Here is a 20,178-nt window from a genome sequence, read left to right as displayed (position 1 = left end):
TACCTGTCAGAAGACTCCCAGTATATTATGGAAACAAGCTTCTCTGGTCACCCGCGCGGGTCAGACTACTCCCCGTTTACTTCCCCTTGGCGAGCTCTTTTAAGCGCTCCGTCTGACTAAGAATACTGGTCAGTCTCACCCCGAAGTTTTCGTTCACGACCACAATTTCACCCTTGGCAATGAGAGTACCGTTTACTAATATATCTACCGGGTCCTCCACCATGCGATCAAGTTCCACGACACTGCCTATGCCCATCGTGATGACGTCTTTAATCGTTTTGCGGCTGCGACCTAAGACCACCGACACCTGGAGAGGCACATCTAGGATCAGATCAATGCTAGCCCCAGGAATAGAGCTTGGCGCGGGCGGCAATGGTGAAAACTGCGCCCGCTGTACGAGCGGAGCTTCTTGGGCAGCGAGTTGTGCGGCGGGGGGCTCTGTCACGGCAGGCAGTGGCGCTGCGGCTGCCGCTTGGGGAGCTGCCGCAGGGGTCTGCCCACCCATAAGGTATTCAACCATCTGCTGCGCGCTACGCATGGGCATCACCTGCAGCAATTCGCTGTCGATCAAGGCGCCAATCACCATCTTAAAGGTGACGACCACTAAAGTTTCTCCCTGTAGTTCCCTTTGCGCCTCGGGGTTGGGCGGCTGGTCAAACAAGATCACCTGGGGAGGCGAGATATTTACTTTTTTACCAAACAAAGAATGCATAGAGGTGGCGGCAGTGCCGATCATCTGGTTCATGACCTCGGAAACAGCGCTCACCTTAATCTCGTCTAATTCATTTGTCTCAGGCCTACCACTACCACCCATCATTAAGTCGGCTATAATGGCGGCGTCGGTGTTACGAATTACTAAAAGGCTAAAGCCCGACAGCCCTTGAATATAGTCCACCGAAATTGCCATATAAGGCACGGTGAACTGAGCGTACAAACCCTCTAGAGTCGAGACGCTGACACGCGGGGTAGTGATACTGACGCGCTGGCCCAGCAACTGGGAAAGCGTGGTGGCGGCGGTGCCCATCGAAATGTTCCCCACTTCACCGAGGGCATCAGCTTCCATGGCGCTTAAAGCAGGTGCCTCGTTGGCAACCCCCATGTGCAGGATGGCATCAATTTCTGCCTGAGACAAGTATCTATTGCTCAAACCCATCATTCCCTTCTGCCAGTGCCGCCACTACTTGCACCGCCATTTGCCGCCCGACCAGGCCCGGCTGGGCCAGAAAAGCCTTGTTGTTTTCTACACTTAACTCCACGAAACCACCCGGCTTAGTGTTGACGGTAAAGACATCACCCGCATTTAGATGGAGAAACTCTCTCACCGTTAATTCGCTCGCACCGAGCATGACCGTCAAGTCGAGGACTGCGCCACTGAGAATCTGTTGGCGGGCGGACCATTGTTGACTGAGGGAGGGGCCGTCGCTAGCCGAGATGGCGTCCCCCTTCTTGTTTAAGATGGACTCGAGCGCGAGAAATGGCAAACAAAGGGTCATAATTCCTTGGCTGCGGTTAACCGTAACTGTAAGCGCAACAATCGCCACCATTTCGCCGAGACCGATACTCTGGATGAGGCGGGGGTTAGTCTCCACACTCTGTATACTGCAGTCGAGAGTAGCAAAATCTACCCACACCGACTGATAGCGCTCCAAAATATGCATGCACACTCGCCGATAAATCGCCAGCTCAATTTCGGTCAAGAGGCGCGACTTGCGCAGGGGGTCGCCAGCGCCCCCGCAAACAAGGTCAATCATGGGCACAATAAGGTCTGTGCCGGCGTCAAACAATGCTAGGCCTGGTTCTTGCATGGAAAACACCGTAGCCACGGTATTGCTGGGCAAAGAGACCATAAAGTCCTCAAAAGCCACTTGGTCCACGGTAGCTACCTTGGCCTGCACAGGAGTGCGCAAGTAGGCAGTCAGAAAGTTTGCTAACTGCCGGGCAAAGTTGTCATGAATTTGCGACAAATTGCGCAGGTTGTTCTTGGAAAAGCGATTGGGTCGGCGAAAATCGTACTTACGCACCTTGATTTGTTCCTTGGGAACTTCAAGGGCTTCAACTTCACCCTGTTCCAAACTCTTTAAGAGACTATCTATCTCGGCTTGACTAAGAACTTCCCTCATGGGGCACCTATGCCAAGGCCTTGGTCACTGCCTGCACTACCCTCGCCACATCGAAAGGCTTGACGATAAAGTCCCTTGCGCCGGCTTGTATGGCCTCCATAACCATGTGCTGCTGGCCCATGGCGCTGCACATGACGATGCGGGCGGTGGGGTCAAACTTTTTTATCTCTTTAACGGCTTGAATGCCGTCCATTTCAGGCATGGTAATGTCCATAGTGACCATGTCGGGGCGTAATTCTTTGTACTTCACAACAGCCACGGCGCCGTTTTCTGCCTGCCCAATCACCTCGAAACCAGCCTTAGTGAGGTGGTCTGACAGCATCATACGCATAAACGCGGCGTCATCTACCACTAAAATTCTTTTGCTCATAGTTTCTACCCCCTTGTTGCGTCTAACTCGCGCATGATTAACTGAAAGGATTCCTTGGTAGGCATAAAGGCCAGGTCGCTCTGCAAAGCCTTGCCGCCCACAAAAAGTTCTGTCTTAAAGACTAATACATGATCTGTCTCTTGGCAACCACTTACCACTACGGAACAAACAAAAGCGTCAAAATAATCATGGATGAGGAGCGGGGGGGTACACCAGGCGGTGGTCTTAAGAAATTCTGAAATTGCGGTAGCGAAGGACCCCGTGACAATGTTGCCGACTTCCATGAGGGCGGAGCGAGCCATGTCGCTCTCTAGCCTCTTATCAGGCAGCATGTCGCCAAAAGCGTTTAAAATATACAAAGCGCTCTCTTCATCGAAGGTTAAAAGCGTCAAACCGTTAATCTTGCCTTCCAAGGCAATTTGAATGCCTACACCAGCCTCATCGGGGCGACTTAGTAGCTCGCAGCCTTCCTCAATGAGGCAAAGTTTTGTCCACGGCAGGGACATGTCCACCATCGTGCCCATCAACTGCGAGAGGGCGGTGGCGGCATTACCCGCGCCGATGTTACCAATTTCATTTAGTATATCGATTTGTTGCGCCGAGATATTCTGCATCTACTCACCTGCTTTCTCATAAAAACATGTGTGAAGCCGCTTAAAGCCTAAGTCACGGTAATTTATGTAACTCTCCGTAGCGCCAGTAAAGAGAATCCCGCCCGGATGTAGGGCACCAGCAAAACGGTGCAGCATGCTGGTCTTCGCTTCCTCGGTGAAGTAGATGGCGACATTCCGACAAACGATAAGGCTGAATTTATCTCTAATTGGGTCGCGCAGTAAGTCATGTTTTACAAAACTTATGCCCTTTTTGAGCTGCGGCTTAATAGTCACCGCAGTGCCTGCGACATCAAAGTACTTGGCTATGCGCTCCGGCGGGACATTGCGTACATCGCCAAGACTATACTGCCCGTTAGCGGCCTGTTGCAGCGCTCCGGCGTCAAGGTCAGTCGCCCAAATCTGGGGCGCTATACGAAATTTGGCCTCGGCTAGGGCAATAGCGAGCGAGTATGGTTCGGCACCAATCGAGCAACCCGCGCTCCAAAGGCGAACGGCCTCGCCTTTCTGCGCTAACTTCGGGAGAATTTCTTGTTCTAGGTAGCTAAAGAGCTCGGGGTTACGGAAGAACTCTGAGACATTGATGTCCAAGTAGTCAATCAAGTGCGAGGCCTTTTCGGTTGCGGCCACATATCTTTCTAGGTCGGCATAGTCGCTAAGCTGGTGGCGCTGCATGTAGCCCTGCAGTCGTCTGCTAATTTGCGCCTCTTTGTACAGGTCTAGATCTAGTCCATACTGGTTTTTTAGACGCGCTTTAAACTTGGCATATGCCACCTGCTCACTCATAGCAGCTGCTCCCCTCGTCCTACCGTTCTCACCTTAACTACCCCCGTAGCAGTATCTAGAGTAACCGTGCGCCCAACACTGCCCCCCACATCCTCGTTGGCTATGGGAATAGCGAGTTGACGCAAAGTCAAACGCACCTGTTCCACATTGCGCAGACCGATGTCAAAGCCGGCGCGTTCGGTGGCGGCGGCAAACATCTTGGCCCCGCCGGCGAGCTTGGCCTTAAAATTTCGCCCACCTAGGGCTCGTAGCTCCTCGAGTAAGGCCGGAAGCGCTAGATCTGCGAATTTGTAGGGGTTAGTAAAACTCGTGAATTCTGAGCTACGGGGCAACATCACATGTGCTAAACCCCCAACACCTTGTCCGAAGTCACACAACATGACACCGACACATGAACCTAGGCCGCGAGTGATAATTGTGCTTGGGGCCCGCGCGGCTCGTAACTCCCCAATGCCCACATGATACTCCATACCCATAAATCCTCCCGACTACCTGCGCAAAGCATTCACATTCTCCCACATCTCATCTAAGGTTCGCACAGCCTGGCTACTGGCCTGGTAGGCCCGCTGCGCCCTGATCAGCGAGGTCATTTCATCTGATAACGACACCGTAGAAAGTTCCAAGTATCCTTGGTGGAGGCGTCCTTCTACATTGGGTTGTGCCGGGCCGGAGTTCTCGCTCGGCGCAAAAGTTGACTGCCCCTCGTTTAACAGACCGCTAGGATTAATAAAGGCCACTAGGCGTACCTGCCCTACCTCTGTCACCACGCCTTCTTGCCCCACCGAGACTCTTCCGGCATGATCGATATCGATGACCGAGGTCTGTGGTGGAATCAGGATGCCCGGCAGCCACCCTCCCGAGCCATGCACCAGCCGCCCCATGGCGTCCTGCGTGAAGGAACCTTCACGCGTAAAGCTAATGCGTCCTCCTTCGTGCTCCAGCTCAATCCAGGAGTTACCTTCAATGGCGATGTCTAAAGGTCTACCGGTGGCCAGTAGCCCGCCCTGTGTGAAGAGCATCTCACTGCGGAATTCTACGCCGAGTGCTAGCTGCCTCTCCTCCCCGGGGACCACCGGCACATTGCCCCGGTCCAGACCCGCTAGTAGTATCTCGCTAAATGTCCCCGCAGTGCGTTTATAGCCTGGGGTAGTGGCATTAGCGATGTTCGCGCCCGTAGCCGAAAGTCGACCAAGCTGTGCGAGCAAGCCACTAAAACTGCGCTTAATTCCAGCTATCAAGGCCTCATCCTCCTATCTCGCGCTACCAATATTGCTCGTCCGCTCCATAAGCTGATCGTACGCGGACACAATGCGCTGTGCACTCTGAAACACGCGGCTCACGAGGAGCATGTCCATTATTTCTTTGGCCAGGTCAACATTAGAGAGCTCTAGATGATGTTGCTTAATTTGTACCTCGGCGGCCGGTGTTGCCGCTCCCGCGGCGATAAACTGACCATTTTCGTCCTTGGTAAGGTCGCCTAGTTCAGCAAAGTCAGCTACCTGCACGAAGCCTACAGAAGTATCATTAAGAAAAACCTCGCCATTTTCCGCCACGCGAAAACTCTCACCCGCAGTACGCAACGGATTGCCATCGCTTAGTAGAAGCCGTCCACCAAAAGCATCGGTTATGTAACCAGAAGCATCGAGACGAAAATCACCGGCGCGCGTAAAACGAACTTCTCCGTCTCTTTCCACCGCAAAGAGCCCCCTGCCCACCAAAGCTAGGTGGTAGGGCGAGTCTGAAGCGGTAACCTGGCCGCGCGTCCAATCAAGCTCGGGCTCACTAACGGCCGCTCTGGCCGTGGCTCCACCAAGTGCGGTAGAGTTCGTTCCGACATTGGCCATCAGCATGGCCTGCGAAAAGATTTCTTCGCTGAGAACTTGGCGTTTAAAACCCACCGTCTCTACATTGGATATATTGCCAGAGATATTTTCTTGTTTAGCCTTGGCAACGACCATCGCCGCTGTCGCCTGGTACAAACCCCTCAACATCCTACTCACTCCCTCCGATGCAATCGATAAAGAAGTTCCACCTGCCCGAGCGGCACATTAGTGGTCCGCGCCACAGTTTCTGGGTCAGAGCCCTCAGCCAAGAGATTTAAGATCCGCTGATGGTTGCCTACATTTGTCGCCGGGCGCTTGCCGCGAGGGGTCGTAGTGACTTTTTTGTCCTCCTCTGCTCGCAAGGAGAGGTAGGCTAATTGCTCCTCAAGCGACTCCACCCGTGACTCTAGGGCCACTAAATTAAACTGGGCGCGGTTATCGTTCAGCCTAAAATAGCTGTAAGCAGTCAGTACACCGATTACACCGCCCAAAATAAAGAAAACAAAATTCAGCACTTGCGCCCTCCTATGTCCTGTAATCCATTACTTCTCTTAATCTAATTATAGCTCGGGCATGTAACTGCGACACACGGCCCTCTGTAACACCAAAAACAGCGGCAATCTCCTTGAGAGTTAACTCCTCCACATAGTAGAGATTGAGCAATTGTCGGTCGCGGGCTGGTAATTTGTCTAGCGACTCGGCTAATTTTGCCTGCAAATCTGCCTCTTCGAGGATTGCCTCGGGGTTTGGGCTTGAGCTAGAGCCCACTGCCTGTAGCACGGGTACTTCCTCGCCCTCCTCCGAGTAAAGAACACGATTTAGGGAGATTAAGGATCGTAACGCGATATGCCCCAAAACTTCACGCACTTGCGCCACCGACAAACCCATTTCTCTGGCTACCTGTTCATCGCTGATGTCCATCCCCTGCGCTCTAAGTTTGTCCTCTACTTCGCGAAATTGCTTGACGCGTTCATTGACGGTGCGTGGGCTAAAGCTAATGGTTCTGATGGCGTCAATCATGGCCCCGCGCACGCGGCGATACACATAACTCTCGAAACTTATCTCGCGAGAGGGGTCATACTTGTCTACTGCTTCCATAAGTCCCACCAGCCCATGGGATATTAAGTCTTCCTTGTCTAAAACACCTGGGCTAGGGATGTAGATGCGACCGGCAATACGCCGCACCAAGGGCAAGAAAGAGAGCAGTAGCGTTTCGCGCTCGGTCTCAACTGATGTTAGGACTTGCACTTTCATTCCCCTCTAAAGCGTTTTGTTTCCGACAGGCGGGCAAAGACATAGCCCACGAGTCGGTCTTGCGTGCTCATCGGCAGGTTAATGAATTTTATACCCGTATGATACATGAGAATTCCGGCTGAATCTACCCTCTCCACCCGCATCACCTGCCCCTGCAAGAGAAAGTGAGAGTCAGATTTATGTAGAGCGAAAGTAACTTGGACCATATCTAGGTGAGCTAAGGGGTCGCGGTGAGATAGCCGCACGCCCCCGCCGCTAATATCAATGACAAAAGCCTTGTACCAGTGATTTTCCCCTAGCAAGCGATACTGAGCCTGAATCAGAGTCGGCAAGCGGAAGAAATTGCGCCGCTGCACGCGTTCAAAGTTTGTTGGCATGGAAATATAGTACAAAGGTATGCGACGCACTTCACGGCGCAGCACGCGCGCGGCAAAACCCCACAAGGCTTGATCTTCCTTATCGCCAAACCAACAGAAGATTTCCTCGCCGGGATGAAAAACTTCTGCGCTAGTAGAGCCAAAGGGGACGCCCACCGCAAACTCTAGGTGTGAGATATCTTCCACTCGCGTCACATAGACTCTTAAATCGTCTTTGCGGGTAAGCTCAAGCCGCAGCCCAATATGGAGTGAGGGGTTAATCATCTAGCGACCTCCAAACAGCCTCATCAATCCAGCCAAGAGCCCACGCTCCGGCTCTGGGCTCGCCACCTCGCCCAGGAGTTCTCTGGCAATTTTCTCAACTTGCCGACTTGGCCAAGACTCGGGGTGTCCCATGACAAAGGGCTGCTGCTTACGAACCGCTTGCCCGACTACGGCGTCATCGGCTATATAACCAAGGAAACGCATTTTAAAACTTAAGAACCGCTCCACCAAGGCTAAAAACCGCTCCCCCGTTAACTTCCCCTCTTGCGCACCCTGCGCCCTGTTTACCACCAAAGCTATATTTCGTACCGCCTTGCTTTTAACAAGCAGCTTGACCAGGCCGTAAGCGTCTGCCAAAGAGGTTGGCTCAGGGGTAACCACGATAAGCACCTCATCGGCCAAGTTGGCAAAAGCCAAGACATTACGTGAGATACCCGCACCAGTATCAATTAAGAGAAAGTCCGTGGTGTGCTCGAGCTTGGCCAGCTCCGAAATCAAACGGCTTCTTTGCTTATTCTCCATATTGGCCATTTCGGGCACCCCCGAGGCCGAAGGCACAATGCGTAAGCCATGCGGTCCGATACCGATAACTTCTTCAAGGGTCTTTTGCCCCTTGAGAACATGCTCGAGGTCAAACTCAAAAAACTGCCCGAGCACCACATCGACATTGGCCATCCCGAGGTCGGCATCCACCAGCGTGGTTACTTTACCGAGGCGAGCCAAAACAATACCTAGGTTGACCACTAAATTGGTTTTGCCGACGCCGCCTTTGCCGCTGGCCACGGTAATCACCTTGGTGCGGCGCCCTGCACGGTCCTTGGCCGCTAACTTGCGCAAGCTCTGGGCTTGGTCTGCCATCAACCCTGCACCCCCAAGACCATTCTCGCCATTTCCATGGGGTCGACTACGCGGATATCCTCCGGCACATTCTGCCCATTGGTAGCATAGGCCACAGGTAAAGCAGTTCGATAGCATAGGTCAACAATGCCACCGAGGTTCTCCGTTTCATCACATTTTGTGACAATGGCCGCGTAAAGATTAAGGTCGCAAAAGGCGCGATAGATGCTAAGTAAGTCACGACTCTTCGTTGTCGCGCTCACGACCAAGTACTTGTCTAGGTCAGGTATATCGTCGAAGTAGGCCTTAAGCTCACCCACCTGCAAGGGTTTCTTAGCAGAGCGCCCGGTGGTATCGACAAAGATGTCGTCTTTGTTCTTCTGTAGCTTTAGCACTTCGCGAAATTCGCTTGGGGACGTAACTACTTCCACCGGTACGCCGATAATATCGCCGTAAATCTTAAGCTGCTCCACCGCCCCGATACGAAAAGTATCGATAGTAATTAGAGAAACTCTCTTTTTCTCTTGTAGCGCACGACGGGCCGCCAATTTAGCGATGGTTGTAGTCTTGCCCACGCCCGTAGGGCCGACAAATACAGAAATACGCTTACCCTTGCCGCGAGGCGCCGGCAGGGTGAAGTACTTAGCTAGACGCTCTAAGACGCGACTCTCCTCTTCCGCCCTGCCTCCGGCTCCGTTCCCTAATTGTTCGCTTAGTAAAGAAACGATTTCGGGGCTAAGATCTGCCGCCCTAAAACGCTCCGCCCACTTCGGGGTTAAGCCGCCCTTCGCCGAGGTCTTATGCTCTGTCACGCCAATCTGATGTATCAAGGCCCTAATTTCATGTAATTCCGCGCGCAAAGAATCCTCATGCGGCTCTTTTTCTGGCATGCGCTCCACGGCCGCCGTGACCTCAACGCGCGGGGGTTTGAACAAACCCCAAAACCCCGGCTCACGTATGGTACGCGAGCTAACTATTACCGCCTCAGGGCCAAGCTCTTTACGCAGTAGGTGCAGAGCGACTTGCATATCTTTAGCTACGACTTTTTTTATTTTCATTCCACACCTACCACGCCTATAGTTTCTATACTCATGCCGCTGGAGACTTCACCGGGAGATATAAAAATAAAATGCGGAAAGTGTCGTGCCGTAAGCCTGCGGAGTGGTAGACGCAAACGCGAGGGACAAAGCACCACGGGCTGCCTGCCCTGTGCCTGCAGCTTTTCACCCTGCTTGGCTAGGCGATCAAAAAAAGTGCTGAGCTTGCCGGGCTCAAGCAGTATGTGCCCATTGCCGCTCGCTCCGACGGACTCTAGCATCCCCTGCTCGGTGCGCGGGTGCAAAGTCACTGCATATATTGTACCTTGTGTCGCTATATTTTGGCTAATTGTTCTGCTTAAAGATTGGCGTGTTTTCTCAAGTAGTACATCACTATCGCGAGACACTCGTACATTGTCCGCTACGGCCTCTAAAATAGTGACCAGGTCGCGAATCGGTACCCCTTCTTGCAAGAGCCCCTGTAGTACCTTCTGCAGCTCGCCCACCGTGACATGTTCCGCGGTTAGCTCTTCAATTACGGCCGGGTTCTGTTCCTTTACTTTTTCAACCAGCTCCTTGACCTCTTGGCGGCCCAAGAGCTCGTGTGCGTAGCGTCGCACCACCTCGCTCAAGTGCGTAATAAGCACGGTCGTGGCATCAACAGTTGTAAGTCCCATGAGCTCGGCGCGCTCTCGTTCTGACTGGGCAATCCAGCGCGCGGGCAGGCCAAAGGTCGGCTCTAGGGTATCCGTGCCCGGCAGGTCTACCTTCCCTCCCCCATAGTCCATGGCCAGGTAGTGGTTCGGCATTAGCTCCCCCTCCGCCACTTGATTGCCACGCACTTTGAAGACATACTGATTGGGCTTAAGCTGCAGATTATCGCGGATGCGAATCGGCCGAATAAAGATCCCCTGCTCGGCCATCACCCGGCGGCGCAGAGCAGCCAATCTCTCGAGCATGTCGCCGCCCTTGCTGCCGTCGGTTAGGCGCACTAAGCCAAAGCCAATTTCGGCTTCTAGTTGTTCTGTCGAGATTAGATTGAGCACATTTTCTGGCTCACTAGGTCTTGGCGGCGCTTGCTGGGTCGCTTTCGCTGCCGTCCTGACCTTTTCCTGTGCCTCTTGCGTCAACACATAGGCGGCATACCCAATCGCGCCTGAAACTGCCAGGAAGGGGGTGGCAGGAAGAGCCGGCACTAGGCCGATACCTGCCAAGAGCACAGCCACCATGCCGAGAACTTTAGGCATAGAAAACAGTTGGGCGGTCAATTCTGTGCCAAAACTATGGTCGGTATTGGCGCGAGTCACCAAAACACCGGTGGCAGAGGAGATTAAGAGAGCCGGCAATTGGCTGACCAAGCCATCGCCCACCGTCAGCATGACATACACTACGGCGGCCTCTTGGATGGACATACCAAGTTGCAGCATGCCGATAACTAGCCCGCCAAAAATATTAATCAAAGTGATGACAATACCGGCAATGGCGTCGCCTTTAACAAATTTGCTGGCACCGTCCATGGCCCCATAAAAATCCGACTCTCGCTGCAATTCACGTCGACGCGTTCTCGCCTGCACATCATTGATTAACCCCGCGTTTAAGTCGGCATCCACCGCCATTTGCTTGCCGGGCATGGCATCAAGAGTAAAACGCGCCGCTACTTCCGCCACGCGCCCCGCGCCATTGGTGATAACGACAAACTGAATAACTGTAATAATAATGAAGATGACCAGACCGACCACGTAGTTGCCACCGATAACAAAGGAGCCGAAGGCTGTAATAACCGCCCCGGCCTCCCCCGCCGAGAGGATAAGGCGCGTAGACGAAATGTTGAGCGCCAAGCGCAAAAGTGTCGTCACCAAGAGCAGGGTCGGAAAAACGCTGAGCTGTAGGATATTAGTGGTAAAGAAGGTGGTCAGAAAGACGATTAGGCTAATGGCAATATTAACAATGAGCAGCAAATCTAAGGCCCATGGGGCCAGGGGCACAATAATTATAATAATAATGCCAATGACTAGGGAGGCAACTATCATGTCACTCTGGCCGAGTAGCGTCTTTAACATCACAGTCCTCCTTTGCGGGAAAATACGGCGGCCAAGACTTCGGCCACTAAACGATACAATTCGATGGGAATCTCGCGGCCCAAATCAACTTTGGCATACAGGGCGCGAGCTACTTCCGGCTGCGGCATAATGGGCACCTTGGCTGCCTTGGCCGCGGCAATAATGCGCTGCGCCAGGTAGTCGCTGCCCTTAGCCACGACGACCGGAGCACCCCCACTAGCCTCTTCGTACTTTAAGGCCACAGCATAATGCGTGGGGTTAGTGATGACCACCGTCGCCTTGGGGATATCGCTAAACATACGGCGCGTGGCCAGCAGGCGTTGCCGTTCCTTTTGCTTGGCTCTAACCTGCGGGTCGCCCTCCATTTGCTTGTGTTCCTCTTTTACTTCATGCCTGCTCATGCGCAAGTTCTTGCTGTGCTCATACCTTTGGTAAAGAAAATCAACCGTGCCGATAAGGACATATACCAAGCCCACGCGTAGGGCCAAGGTCCAAAGCACGCGCCCGACCAGCACAATGGCGGCTGTTCCTTCGGCAAAGCCCACCTGTAGCAAACTGTCTAGCTCCCCTTGCACCCCCGAGTAGGCAGCCCAACCCACTAGTAGTAATTTTACGAGGGCCTTAATCAGGTCAAACAGAGCTCGCATGGAAAACATGCGTCCGAGCCCAGCAAGGGGATCAAGACGGCTCAGTTCGGGCTTGATGGGGTCCATGCTCCAGATAAAACCAACTTGCATAAGGTTTGCCGCCACACCAATGACGAGGGCAGCCAAGAGCACCGGCCAAACGAGGCTGGCATACATGGTCAGTGCCCCGCCAAATAACTGGCCGTAGCCGCCTTGTAGCAGGGCAGGATCGCCAAAGGTAGAAAGCGAGCGCATAAGGTAGGCGAGCGTCTGGCTGACAAAGCCCCCTGCCGTCGCGGCAAAGGCCAGAAAAACACCAAAGAAACCCATGGCCCCGATGAGATCCGTGCTCTTGGCCACTTGCCCCTTGTCTCGCGCCTCGCTCAGGCGCTTAGGCGTCGCTTGTTCGGTGCGTTCCTCATTGCCTTGCTCTGGGCTCATCTAACCATACCTCCGAGCAGCAAGCCCATGCTATTCTCGACCTGCATAACCACCTCGTGGCCAATAGCCAGAAATAAGGGCGATAATACCCCGAGCAAAAGCAGGGCGACACCCGCCTTAAGGGGCAGGCCGAGCATCAAGACGTTAAGTTGCGGCACGGCTCGCCCAATCATACCCAGAGCAATGTCGGTGATGACAATGACCGCGAGTAGAGGCATGGCCAAGCGTAAAAACAGAACCGTAGAAATGGTCAGAGTGCGTACCGCCCATTCAGTGAGGGAGAGCGGCAAGCCTAGGTTACCGGCAGGCACGACCGCAAAGCTACGCATTAGTCCCATAATGAGCAGATGGTGACCATTGAGCTCCAAAAAAAGCAAAAGGCCCACATAGAGCAGCAAGTTGCCGATGAGGGTGACCGTCGTTGCCGTCCCGGGGTCAAGCACCGAGGCGGTGCCGAAACCAGCCTGCTGGTCCATCAGCTGCCCCCCCATGGCAAAGCTAGACAGCAGCCACGACGCCAGCAAGCCAACCACCAAGCCGCCCACGACTTCAGCCAAGAAGGCTTGTATAAAGGCGGCGTTACTGCCACTAAAGGACGTCTCTACCGTGGTCATGGTCAACAGGCTCATGTACATGCCCAGCCCAAGCTTAGGCATGAGCGGTATGTCGCGGCGGCCAAAGAGCGGTGCCGTGACGAGCATAGACATAATGCGCCCCAAAATCAAGAGAAAGGTCAGCCATGGTGCCATAACAGTCATCGCGCCATCTGCCCCAAGGTGGATAGCAGCTCGACTGTGTAAGAAATCATGGTGTTAAGCATCCAGCTGCCGAGCACAAGCAAGGTAAACATTATTGCCACGAGCTTGGGCACAAAGGTGAGCGTCTGCTCTTGAATCTGCGTCGCCGCTTGAAAGATAGAGATGAGCAAGCCAACAATGAGGCTAGCAATAAGAAGCGGGCCCGACAAAAGCATGGTGAGCGCAATGGCTTCGCGCGCTAGGTGTAACGCCGTACCCTCTGTCACTTACAAACCCCCACTTCTCATGTAGTATCGTTAAAAACTTTCGATCAGAGATTTAACAACTAAGTGCCAACCATCAGCCATAACAAACAACAGTAGTTTAAAGGGCAGGGAGATGGTGACGGGGGGTAGCATAAACATGCCCATGGAGAGAAGGGTGCTGGCCACCACCATGTCGATGACCATAAAGGGGATAAAGAGAATGACCCCCATCTGAAAAGCCGTCTTAAGCTCGCTAATCATAAAGGCGGGTATAAGCACATTAAGCGAAACATCTTGCGGTGTCTGCGGGGCCGGGCTATCCGTCGCCATGAGAAAAAGAGCTAGGTCGGCCTCCCGCGTGTGCTGCAGCATAAATTCGCGCAGGGGCACCGCTCCCCTTTCTAGCGCCACTTCTTGGTTGATCTCGCCGTTTAGAAACGGTGTCAGAGCACTGTCGTTCAGGGCGGTAATGGTCGGTGTCATGGTAAAAAAAGTAATGAAAAGCGCGAGACCAATAATCACTTGGTTGGGGGGTACATTTTGCGCCGCTACGGCGGTTCGCACGAGCGAGAGCACAATCACCGTGCGCGTAAATGAAGTCACCATCATCATAATGGCCGGCACCAGGCTTAGTACGGTAAGTAGTACGAGTAGGCGCACGCTCTCCACCACCTCGGCAGGCGAACCGGGAGTGCGCACCGTCAAATCAAAAAGAGGAATCGGCAACACTAGCGCTTGCCCCCCTGTCGTAGCATGGTCAGAACATCTTGTAGATGGGTGGTAAAAGTAGAAGATGTTGGTGGCAATGCTTCGCCTGAGGGAGCAGCCAAATCCTTAAGCTCGACCATGGTCACCGCCTGCTCGCTCATCCCTACGAGGTAAGTGCGTTCGGCGACGTCTATAAGCACTACGCGGGCCCGTGGGCCAAGCATTAATTGTTCACGCACTCTAAGCTGCGCTGCCCTCCTCGGCGCACTGCCCCCCACCCCGCGCAGCAAGTAGTAGCGCAGCAAAAATAAAAGACCAAGGACCAGCGCGAGAGAAGAAATCGTGTTCACAAGTACGCCAAAAAAATCACTAGCCGGCAAGACCAAACCCCCTACTGAATCGCAAACTCCACAAAGTAAACATTAACTATATCGCCATGTTCTAAAATCTCGTTGAGAGCAGTAATTAGATCTTGCCGCAGCGTGGCAATATGGTCATTAGTAACAAGGTCGCTAACGCTTCTAGTTCGTAGGACCGCGAAAACAGTATCACGCACTTGGGCATCTCTACTATTTAGCTCAGCCACCAACTTGCTGTTATCGTAGTACTCAAAAGACATGCGCAGACGAAGAAAGCGCCGCATACCTGAGTCGAGCAAGTTCACGGTAAACTCCTGCGAGGGGGCAACCACAAGCTGCGGTGGCGGATTAACCATGTTCATCACGCTCGAAAATAGTGGCTGCCCAAAGAGCACAGCCACGGCCAAAAGTGCGACCACTACCACGCCGATAATTACTTTCTTTACCATAATGATCTACCTCGCTAGTCTAAAATCCTCGTAATAAAAAAACAACGCGGCGGTTTCGGCTGCGGCCTTCACTAGTCTCATTACTGTCCACCGGCTGAAACTCGCCGTATCCTGCAGCCGAGAAACGGTGCGGATTTAACTCGCGCACCTCGACAAAGTAACGCACCACACGTGTAGCACGCGAGGTAGAAAGCTCCCAGTTCGTAGGGAATTCCACTGTGCTAATGGGCACATTGTCGGTGTGGCCCTGCACCGTAACCTGGTTCGGAAATTGATTAAAGAGCAGGCTCAAGGTGTTAAGTAAGCCCATGCCATCCGCCCGTATGGATGAGCGCCCCGAGTCAAAAAGCAGGTGGTCTTTAAGCTCTAGCACGACTCCCTGCACTTCTTGGTACACCTGCACCTCGGCATCGATATCATGCGTATCAAGAAACTCTTGCACATGCACCATAAGACGTCCGCTATCTTCCCAAAAGGGCTCATCGGATTCGGTCGCTACTTCTCCAACCTGCTGCTCTGGTATCGGACTAACAGTGTCTGGAACATCTCCCCCATCGAGCACCCCTTGCCCTTGAAAAGACATCACAAAACGGCGAAATTTCTGAATATCAATAGCGGAAAAACTATACAGAAGCACAAAGAAACATAGGAGCAGTGTGACCAAGTCCGAGTAAGTCGTCAGCCAGCTGGCTGCAGCCACTGTAGACCCGCCTCTTCTTCGTCTAGTCATCGGCGGCCGCCTGCTTGCCCTTCATTTCCGCCTTGCGACTAGGGGGGGCAATAAAGGAGCGCAGCCTCTGCTCTATAACGCGCGGGTTGACACCAGCCTGCAGCGAAGTCAGACCCTCGAGTATCATCTCGCGGTAGAGCATCACCTGCTTGCTTTTGACCATGACTTTACCGGCTAAAGGCGTAAAGACCCAGTTCGCCATTATGGCCCCGTAAAGCGTCGTGATCAAGGCGACTGCCATGGCCGGGCCGATAGCATCGGGGTCATCAAGCGCGGCCAACATTTGAATCAGCCCGATTAATGTACCAATCATGCCGAAACCCGGCGCGAGGTTCGCCCAGGTGCCGAGCAAGTTAGAGGCCATAGAATGGCGCGACTCCACTTGCGACATCTCAATTTCAAGCACACTCGTCACCGCGCTGCTGTCCATGCCGTCGATGACCATCTGCAGGCCCTTGCCCAAGAAGGGGTCCATCTTGGGTATTTCGTCCTCTAAGACGAGCAACCCTTCGCGTCGCGCCCTAGTAGCCAGAGCGGTAAACTGCTCAATCGTCTCCACAGGGTCAGGCGTTTTTTCGCGAAATAACTGGCGCATCTCCGTGAAGGAAGAGGTGACATCCCCCCAACCATAGTTGATGGAGAGCGCAGAAAAGGAGCCGACAATTGTTATCAGCACGGAGGGGATATCGATAAACTGCGAGGCATCCCCACCCATAACAATGGCCAGCACAATGGCCACGATACCAGCCAGAATGCCAATATTAGTAATTAGGCCCGATTTCTGCATTTATTACACCTCTATCGTTTGAGCTGAATTAGTTCCTGGAGCATTTCGTCCGAGGTCGTGACCACGCGTGAATTGGCTTGGAAGGCGCGGCTAGTCGTTATCATCTCGGTAAACTCTGAGGCGAGGTCGACATTTGACATCTCGAGCGTGCCTGTTTCCACTGTGCCGCGCCCGTCGATACCGGCACCACCAATAATAGCTTCACCGGAGCTAGAAGAAGCTTCGTAGAGATTGCTACCGGTTTTCATCAATCCCTCGGGGGAGGCAAAATGGGCAATAGCTATTTGGCCTAAGTCGCGTACCGCGCCATTGGTAAAAGTACCAGTAATAACGCCATCGCGGCCAATGCTAAAGGTGGCTAATTCGCCGGGGAACAAACCATCTTGCGAGCGCACCAGGGCGGTGCTCGGGCCAGCAACCATGCTAAAGGCGGCGAAGTCTAAATTAAAGCTCATCGGCTCTGACAACGGAATAGTGAAACTTACTGGGGCAAGGGCAGGAACAGCAGGAATAAGACGGCCAAAGGTATCAAAAGCCACCGCGCCTGTACCTCCGGTGATAGTCACGGCATTGTGTGGCGAACCTGCGGGCCATGCTACGGCAAAATCCCAAGAATTGACCCCCGTACTGCGCGTAAAAGTAATCTGCACGTCGAGTGGCGCTCCCAGTGAATTGTAGATGGTAGCTGTTGTACTGTGCGTGGTGCCGGCTGGTGCCTCACTCGACAGATTACCGGTAAAGTCGACGCGGGTTGTCGCCTGGGTAAGCACCTGCGCACCGAGGGGGATGGAGAGCGGCGAAATAGCTCCCTGGCTATTGACTGCCCCCGCGGCATCGGCTCGCCAGCCCATGACCGTCATGCCGGTAGAGGCATTGACCAATTGGTTATCTTTAGATATAGAAAACGCGCCGTCCCGTGTAAAGAGGGTGCGTTGGCCATCAGACATGGCAAAGAAGCCGCTGCCCTGCACGGCGAGGTCGGTGAGGCGACCGGTGGCCTGTAGTGACCCCTGGGTGTGCAGGGTATCTATGCCAGCCACCGACATACCGAGGCCGACCTGCGAGGGATTAGTGCCTGACCTACCGTTCGTAGGCCCGCTAGCCACACGCAATGTCTGGCTCAGCATGTCTTGAAACCTCACCCTACTGGCCTTAAAGCCAGTGGTACTGGCATTAGCGATATTGTTGCCGATAGTATCGAGCTTGGCCTGCTGGCCACGAATGCCAGAGATGGCCGCAAATAAAGAGCGTAACATCCTACTTACCTCCTCCTATTTCTAGTAGCCTGTTTAAGGGCACCAGTTCTCCATTTATCCGTAGCAGGCTCTCTCTGCCGCGCCAGAGCAGCGACTCAGCTAGACCGACTTTAGGCTCATCATTTTCACCCAAGTAGGCGATGGTCTTGCCAATGACGGAGCTAAAATCGCCAAGGAGCTGCCCCTCTACCAGTTGGTCTAGTTTGGTATTAAGATTTTGCAGTTGCTCTAGGGTACTAAACTGCGCCAGTTGCGCCACCATGGCCGTGCTATCCGTCGGCTTAAGCGGGTCTTGATTTTGAATCTGGGCGAGCAAAATCTTTAGGAAGGCATCCTTGCCTAGCTCCCCCCCCGGTCGCAATGCGGTCGATGTCCTTACTTGCTCCTGTGCCCCTGTTGCTTCGACTTTCACGGCCAAACCCCCTATATCTTAAACTCCACTCTGTCCTCTCGCCTGCCTTGCCGCTCTGGTTGCTCTTGGCGCTCGCGGCTCTGTTCGCGGTGCTTTGCCTCATGTTGTTCTCTGTATTCATCGGCTGTGTACACCCGCACCTCTAGGCTTGGCGTACTCTTTGGCAGTTGCTCAATTAAGGCCATCTTAGCTTGTGGCGTCTCGGCTACCAAGCGCACTACGACCTGCCCTCCCCTTTCTCTTTCCGCGCTGACGATTACTTTGCCATATTCAGGCGGAGTAATTTCAAGAGTCAACTCGGGGCGGGTGGGATGCGCGGCGAAAGAAATAATCTCCATATTCAGTCGCTGCACAAACGCCGGGGCCACTACTTCTCTTGGTGTGGGCGGGGTGGGGGCACTAGTGGTAGCGTTAGTACCGCTTAAATCCGAGATATTGGTATCAGGTGCTGTCTGTAGTGCGGGTCTTGTTATTCTAAACCCCTCACGCGCTGGCACTACGGGTGCGGGAACTACGGGCGCGGACGCTACATATTCTGCCACTGGTACCTGCGCACTTGGTTGCGCGACAGAATCATTACTTGGTGCTACGACCACCTGGGCAGCGGGCAGTGGTAGCGGTTCACTTTTCGCTACTGCAGAGAGATTAGCTTGCTCTGCCACCTTGGGGTGTAGCGAAACCTCTGGGGCGCTCTGCACTTCTACTCTGGCCAAAGGTACTTGCTCGGCCACAAGCATAGGCGTACCTGTCTGCGCCGCAAAGCCCGTGTGGAGCGCTGAAAGAGTTGGTTCAGCAGGCAGTGGTATCGTTTCACTTTTCGCTACTGCAGAGAAATTAGCTTGCTCTGCCACCTTGGGCTGCAGTAAAACGTCTGAGGCGATAGGCAGCTCTACGCTTGCCGGCGTCACTTGCGGCAGCGACAGCTCTGTATGCGGGCGAGGGGCTAAGCCAGGCGGCAAAATCGTGTCTACCGGAAGCGAGGCCGTTCGTCGCCACTCTGGTGGTATAAAACGAGCACCCTCCCTTGGCCACGGCTCGATAGGATTAGCAAACGAGTCGATTACGTAACTTTCGCCCTTAGCAGGCTCTACTACAGTAAGCGTGGCCTGTTCCACAATGGCAGCTGAGGCATCTTGAGCTTGTGTAGCTTGCGCTTGCGTTTGTGGCACTGCGGGCAGCGGGTTTACTCCCCCTGCGGCTAGTTCTGCTTGTAAAATCATTTGCAGACAATAGTCTGGAGAGTAGGTTAGGCTAGCAGCACTGGCGGTCTCGCGTGGCTCTTCTGGCTCCACGGCGACGGCAGTTTTAGCAAGATGGCCGACCACGCTCTCCAAAGTTTGCGCAAACGAAACACCCTCCTTGCCCTTCTCGAGTCCGAGCTCGGTGAGCGAAGATGGGGAGACCGCGACTGCAGTGACCTTCAAAGGCTCTACTCTCATCGCGCTGCCACCCTTTGCCGCAGGTATATTTGCGACCCCACTTCATCGGCGTGCGCACGCTCGCGCGCCTCTGTCTCGTAGCGCAAAGTGGCCACGAATTGTTCATGGTGAAGCTCAATCTTACGGCGCTCCATGGCCGCGGAAACAAGATCTAGGCGAGCTTCCTCGCGCGCCTCGGTCAGCTCGCAGAGATCTGCGTGTGCGGCCTTCACTTCGCTGTGCTTGCAGGCAAAGTACATACTTCTGTGCTCTATAAATTCGGGTGAAAGACACAAGTCAATCTGCCCTTCGAGACAGGTGACCAGTTCATCAAGGTGCTGCTCCTGCGTTTGCCGCGCTTTTTCGGCGCGAGATAACACCAGCATTTGCTGTTGCTCCAGTTGCTTTTTTAGCTCTAGAACTTGGGCCAGTCGGTAGCGCTTTGCCATA

Annotated in this window: 26 protein-coding genes; all 26 read right to left on the bottom strand. The window is 53.8% G+C overall.

Annotation, left to right across the window (positions count from 1 at the left end; all coding sequences use genetic code 11):
- Window positions 1-76: 76 nt before the first annotated feature.
- From fliY to KGZ92_04985, 26 genes are read right to left on the bottom strand one after another with little or no spacing between them, the layout of a single operon-like run.
- The gene (gene fliY / locus KGZ92_05110) at window positions 77-1,147 is read right to left on the bottom strand and encodes a flagellar motor switch phosphatase FliY (protein MBS3888666.1); all 1,071 of its coding nucleotides are present in this window, start codon (window positions 1,145-1,147) and stop codon (window positions 77-79) included.
- Window positions 1,137-2,120, bottom strand: a complete 984-nt coding sequence (fliM, locus tag KGZ92_05105) for a flagellar motor switch protein FliM (protein MBS3888665.1) — start codon at window positions 2,118-2,120, stop codon at window positions 1,137-1,139. The genes fliY and fliM overlap by 11 nt, the downstream gene beginning before the upstream one ends.
- Before the next feature lie 7 nt (window positions 2,121-2,127).
- Complete coding sequence (locus tag KGZ92_05100; protein ID MBS3888664.1) at window positions 2,128-2,490, bottom strand: response regulator; 363 nt, start codon at window positions 2,488-2,490, stop codon at window positions 2,128-2,130.
- Between the two features lie 5 nt (window positions 2,491-2,495).
- Window positions 2,496-3,104: a chemotaxis protein CheC gene (locus tag KGZ92_05095; GenBank protein MBS3888663.1), complete on the bottom strand. Its 609-nt coding sequence runs from the start codon at window positions 3,102-3,104 to the stop codon at window positions 2,496-2,498.
- Complete coding sequence (locus tag KGZ92_05090) at window positions 3,105-3,887, bottom strand: protein-glutamate O-methyltransferase CheR (GenBank protein MBS3888662.1); 783 nt, start codon at window positions 3,885-3,887, stop codon at window positions 3,105-3,107.
- Window positions 3,884-4,357 carry a chemotaxis protein CheD gene (locus tag KGZ92_05085; GenBank protein MBS3888661.1) on the bottom strand — a complete coding sequence of 158 codons (474 nt, stop codon included), beginning with the start codon at window positions 4,355-4,357 and terminating at the stop codon, window positions 3,884-3,886. The genes KGZ92_05090 and KGZ92_05085 overlap by 4 nt, the downstream gene beginning before the upstream one ends.
- An 18-nt stretch (window positions 4,358-4,375) precedes the next feature.
- Window positions 4,376-5,125, bottom strand: coding sequence for a flagellar hook-basal body protein (locus KGZ92_05080; protein MBS3888660.1), 750 nt, complete (start codon window positions 5,123-5,125; stop codon window positions 4,376-4,378).
- Between the two features lie 12 nt (window positions 5,126-5,137).
- Window positions 5,138-5,878: a flagellar hook-basal body complex protein gene (locus KGZ92_05075; protein ID MBS3888659.1), complete on the bottom strand. Its 741-nt coding sequence runs from the start codon at window positions 5,876-5,878 to the stop codon at window positions 5,138-5,140.
- A gap of 5 nt (window positions 5,879-5,883) precedes the next feature.
- On the bottom strand, window positions 5,884-6,225 hold the full coding sequence (locus KGZ92_05070) for a hypothetical protein (GenBank protein ID MBS3888658.1): 342 nt from the start codon (window positions 6,223-6,225) through the stop codon (window positions 5,884-5,886).
- A gap of 10 nt (window positions 6,226-6,235) precedes the next feature.
- Window positions 6,236-6,964 (bottom strand): FliA/WhiG family RNA polymerase sigma factor, encoded by a 729-nt coding sequence (locus tag KGZ92_05065; GenBank protein ID MBS3888657.1) that lies wholly within the window; start codon window positions 6,962-6,964, stop codon window positions 6,236-6,238.
- Window positions 6,961-7,605: a PilZ domain-containing protein gene (locus KGZ92_05060; protein ID MBS3888656.1), complete on the bottom strand. Its 645-nt coding sequence runs from the start codon at window positions 7,603-7,605 to the stop codon at window positions 6,961-6,963. Before KGZ92_05060 ends, KGZ92_05065 begins: the two co-directional genes overlap by 4 nt.
- Complete coding sequence (locus tag KGZ92_05055; protein ID MBS3888655.1) at window positions 7,606-8,466, bottom strand: MinD/ParA family protein; 861 nt, start codon at window positions 8,464-8,466, stop codon at window positions 7,606-7,608.
- On the bottom strand, window positions 8,463-9,500 hold the full coding sequence (locus tag KGZ92_05050; protein ID MBS3888654.1) for a flagellar biosynthesis protein FlhF: 1,038 nt from the start codon (window positions 9,498-9,500) through the stop codon (window positions 8,463-8,465). The genes KGZ92_05055 and KGZ92_05050 overlap by 4 nt, the downstream gene beginning before the upstream one ends.
- Complete coding sequence (gene flhA / locus KGZ92_05045; GenBank protein ID MBS3888653.1) at window positions 9,497-11,539, bottom strand: flagellar biosynthesis protein FlhA; 2,043 nt, start codon at window positions 11,537-11,539, stop codon at window positions 9,497-9,499. Before flhA ends, KGZ92_05050 begins: the two co-directional genes overlap by 4 nt.
- On the bottom strand, window positions 11,539-12,606 hold the full coding sequence (flhB, locus tag KGZ92_05040; protein MBS3888652.1) for a flagellar biosynthesis protein FlhB: 1,068 nt from the start codon (window positions 12,604-12,606) through the stop codon (window positions 11,539-11,541). The genes flhA and flhB overlap by 1 nt, the downstream gene beginning before the upstream one ends.
- On the bottom strand, window positions 12,603-13,364 hold the full coding sequence (locus KGZ92_05035; protein ID MBS3888651.1) for a flagellar biosynthetic protein FliR: 762 nt from the start codon (window positions 13,362-13,364) through the stop codon (window positions 12,603-12,605). Before KGZ92_05035 ends, flhB begins: the two co-directional genes overlap by 4 nt.
- Window positions 13,361-13,630: a flagellar biosynthesis protein FliQ gene (gene fliQ, locus KGZ92_05030; protein ID MBS3888650.1), complete on the bottom strand. Its 270-nt coding sequence runs from the start codon at window positions 13,628-13,630 to the stop codon at window positions 13,361-13,363. Before fliQ ends, KGZ92_05035 begins: the two co-directional genes overlap by 4 nt.
- Window positions 13,631-13,660: 30 nt before the next feature.
- Window positions 13,661-14,416, bottom strand: coding sequence for a flagellar type III secretion system pore protein FliP (fliP, locus tag KGZ92_05025; protein MBS3888649.1), 756 nt, complete (start codon window positions 14,414-14,416; stop codon window positions 13,661-13,663).
- A complete protein-coding gene (locus KGZ92_05020) occupies window positions 14,338-14,697 on the bottom strand; it encodes a flagellar biosynthetic protein FliO (GenBank protein MBS3888648.1) in 360 nt (119 codons plus the stop codon). Before KGZ92_05020 ends, fliP begins: the two co-directional genes overlap by 79 nt.
- Window positions 14,698-14,708: 11 nt before the next feature.
- On the bottom strand, window positions 14,709-15,125 hold the full coding sequence (locus KGZ92_05015; GenBank protein MBS3888647.1) for a flagellar basal body-associated FliL family protein: 417 nt from the start codon (window positions 15,123-15,125) through the stop codon (window positions 14,709-14,711).
- 19 nt (window positions 15,126-15,144) lie between these two features.
- Entirely contained in the window at window positions 15,145-15,855 is a 711-nt protein-coding gene (locus KGZ92_05010) for an OmpA family protein (GenBank protein ID MBS3888646.1), read from the bottom strand.
- Window positions 15,848-16,642, bottom strand: a complete 795-nt coding sequence (locus KGZ92_05005; protein ID MBS3888645.1) for a motility protein A — start codon at window positions 16,640-16,642, stop codon at window positions 15,848-15,850. Before KGZ92_05005 ends, KGZ92_05010 begins: the two co-directional genes overlap by 8 nt.
- Window positions 16,643-16,653: 11 nt before the next feature.
- Window positions 16,654-17,898 (bottom strand): flagellar hook protein FlgE, encoded by a 1,245-nt coding sequence (locus KGZ92_05000; protein ID MBS3888644.1) that lies wholly within the window; start codon window positions 17,896-17,898, stop codon window positions 16,654-16,656.
- Window position 17,899: 1 nt separating this feature from the next.
- Complete coding sequence (locus KGZ92_04995) at window positions 17,900-18,316, bottom strand: flagellar hook capping protein (GenBank protein MBS3888643.1); 417 nt, start codon at window positions 18,314-18,316, stop codon at window positions 17,900-17,902.
- 5 nt (window positions 18,317-18,321) lie between these two features.
- A complete protein-coding gene (locus tag KGZ92_04990; GenBank protein ID MBS3888642.1) occupies window positions 18,322-19,749 on the bottom strand; it encodes a hypothetical protein in 1,428 nt (475 codons plus the stop codon).
- Window positions 19,746-20,177: a hypothetical protein gene (locus KGZ92_04985; protein MBS3888641.1), complete on the bottom strand. Its 432-nt coding sequence runs from the start codon at window positions 20,175-20,177 to the stop codon at window positions 19,746-19,748. The genes KGZ92_04990 and KGZ92_04985 overlap by 4 nt, the downstream gene beginning before the upstream one ends.
- Between the last annotated feature and the right edge of the window lies 1 nt (window position 20,178).

This window comes from Bacillota bacterium (genome assembly GCA_018333655.1).
GTDB lineage: Bacteria > Bacillota > UBA994 > UBA994 > UBA994 > BS524.
This window is presented reverse-complemented; position numbering and strand designations above follow the sequence as displayed.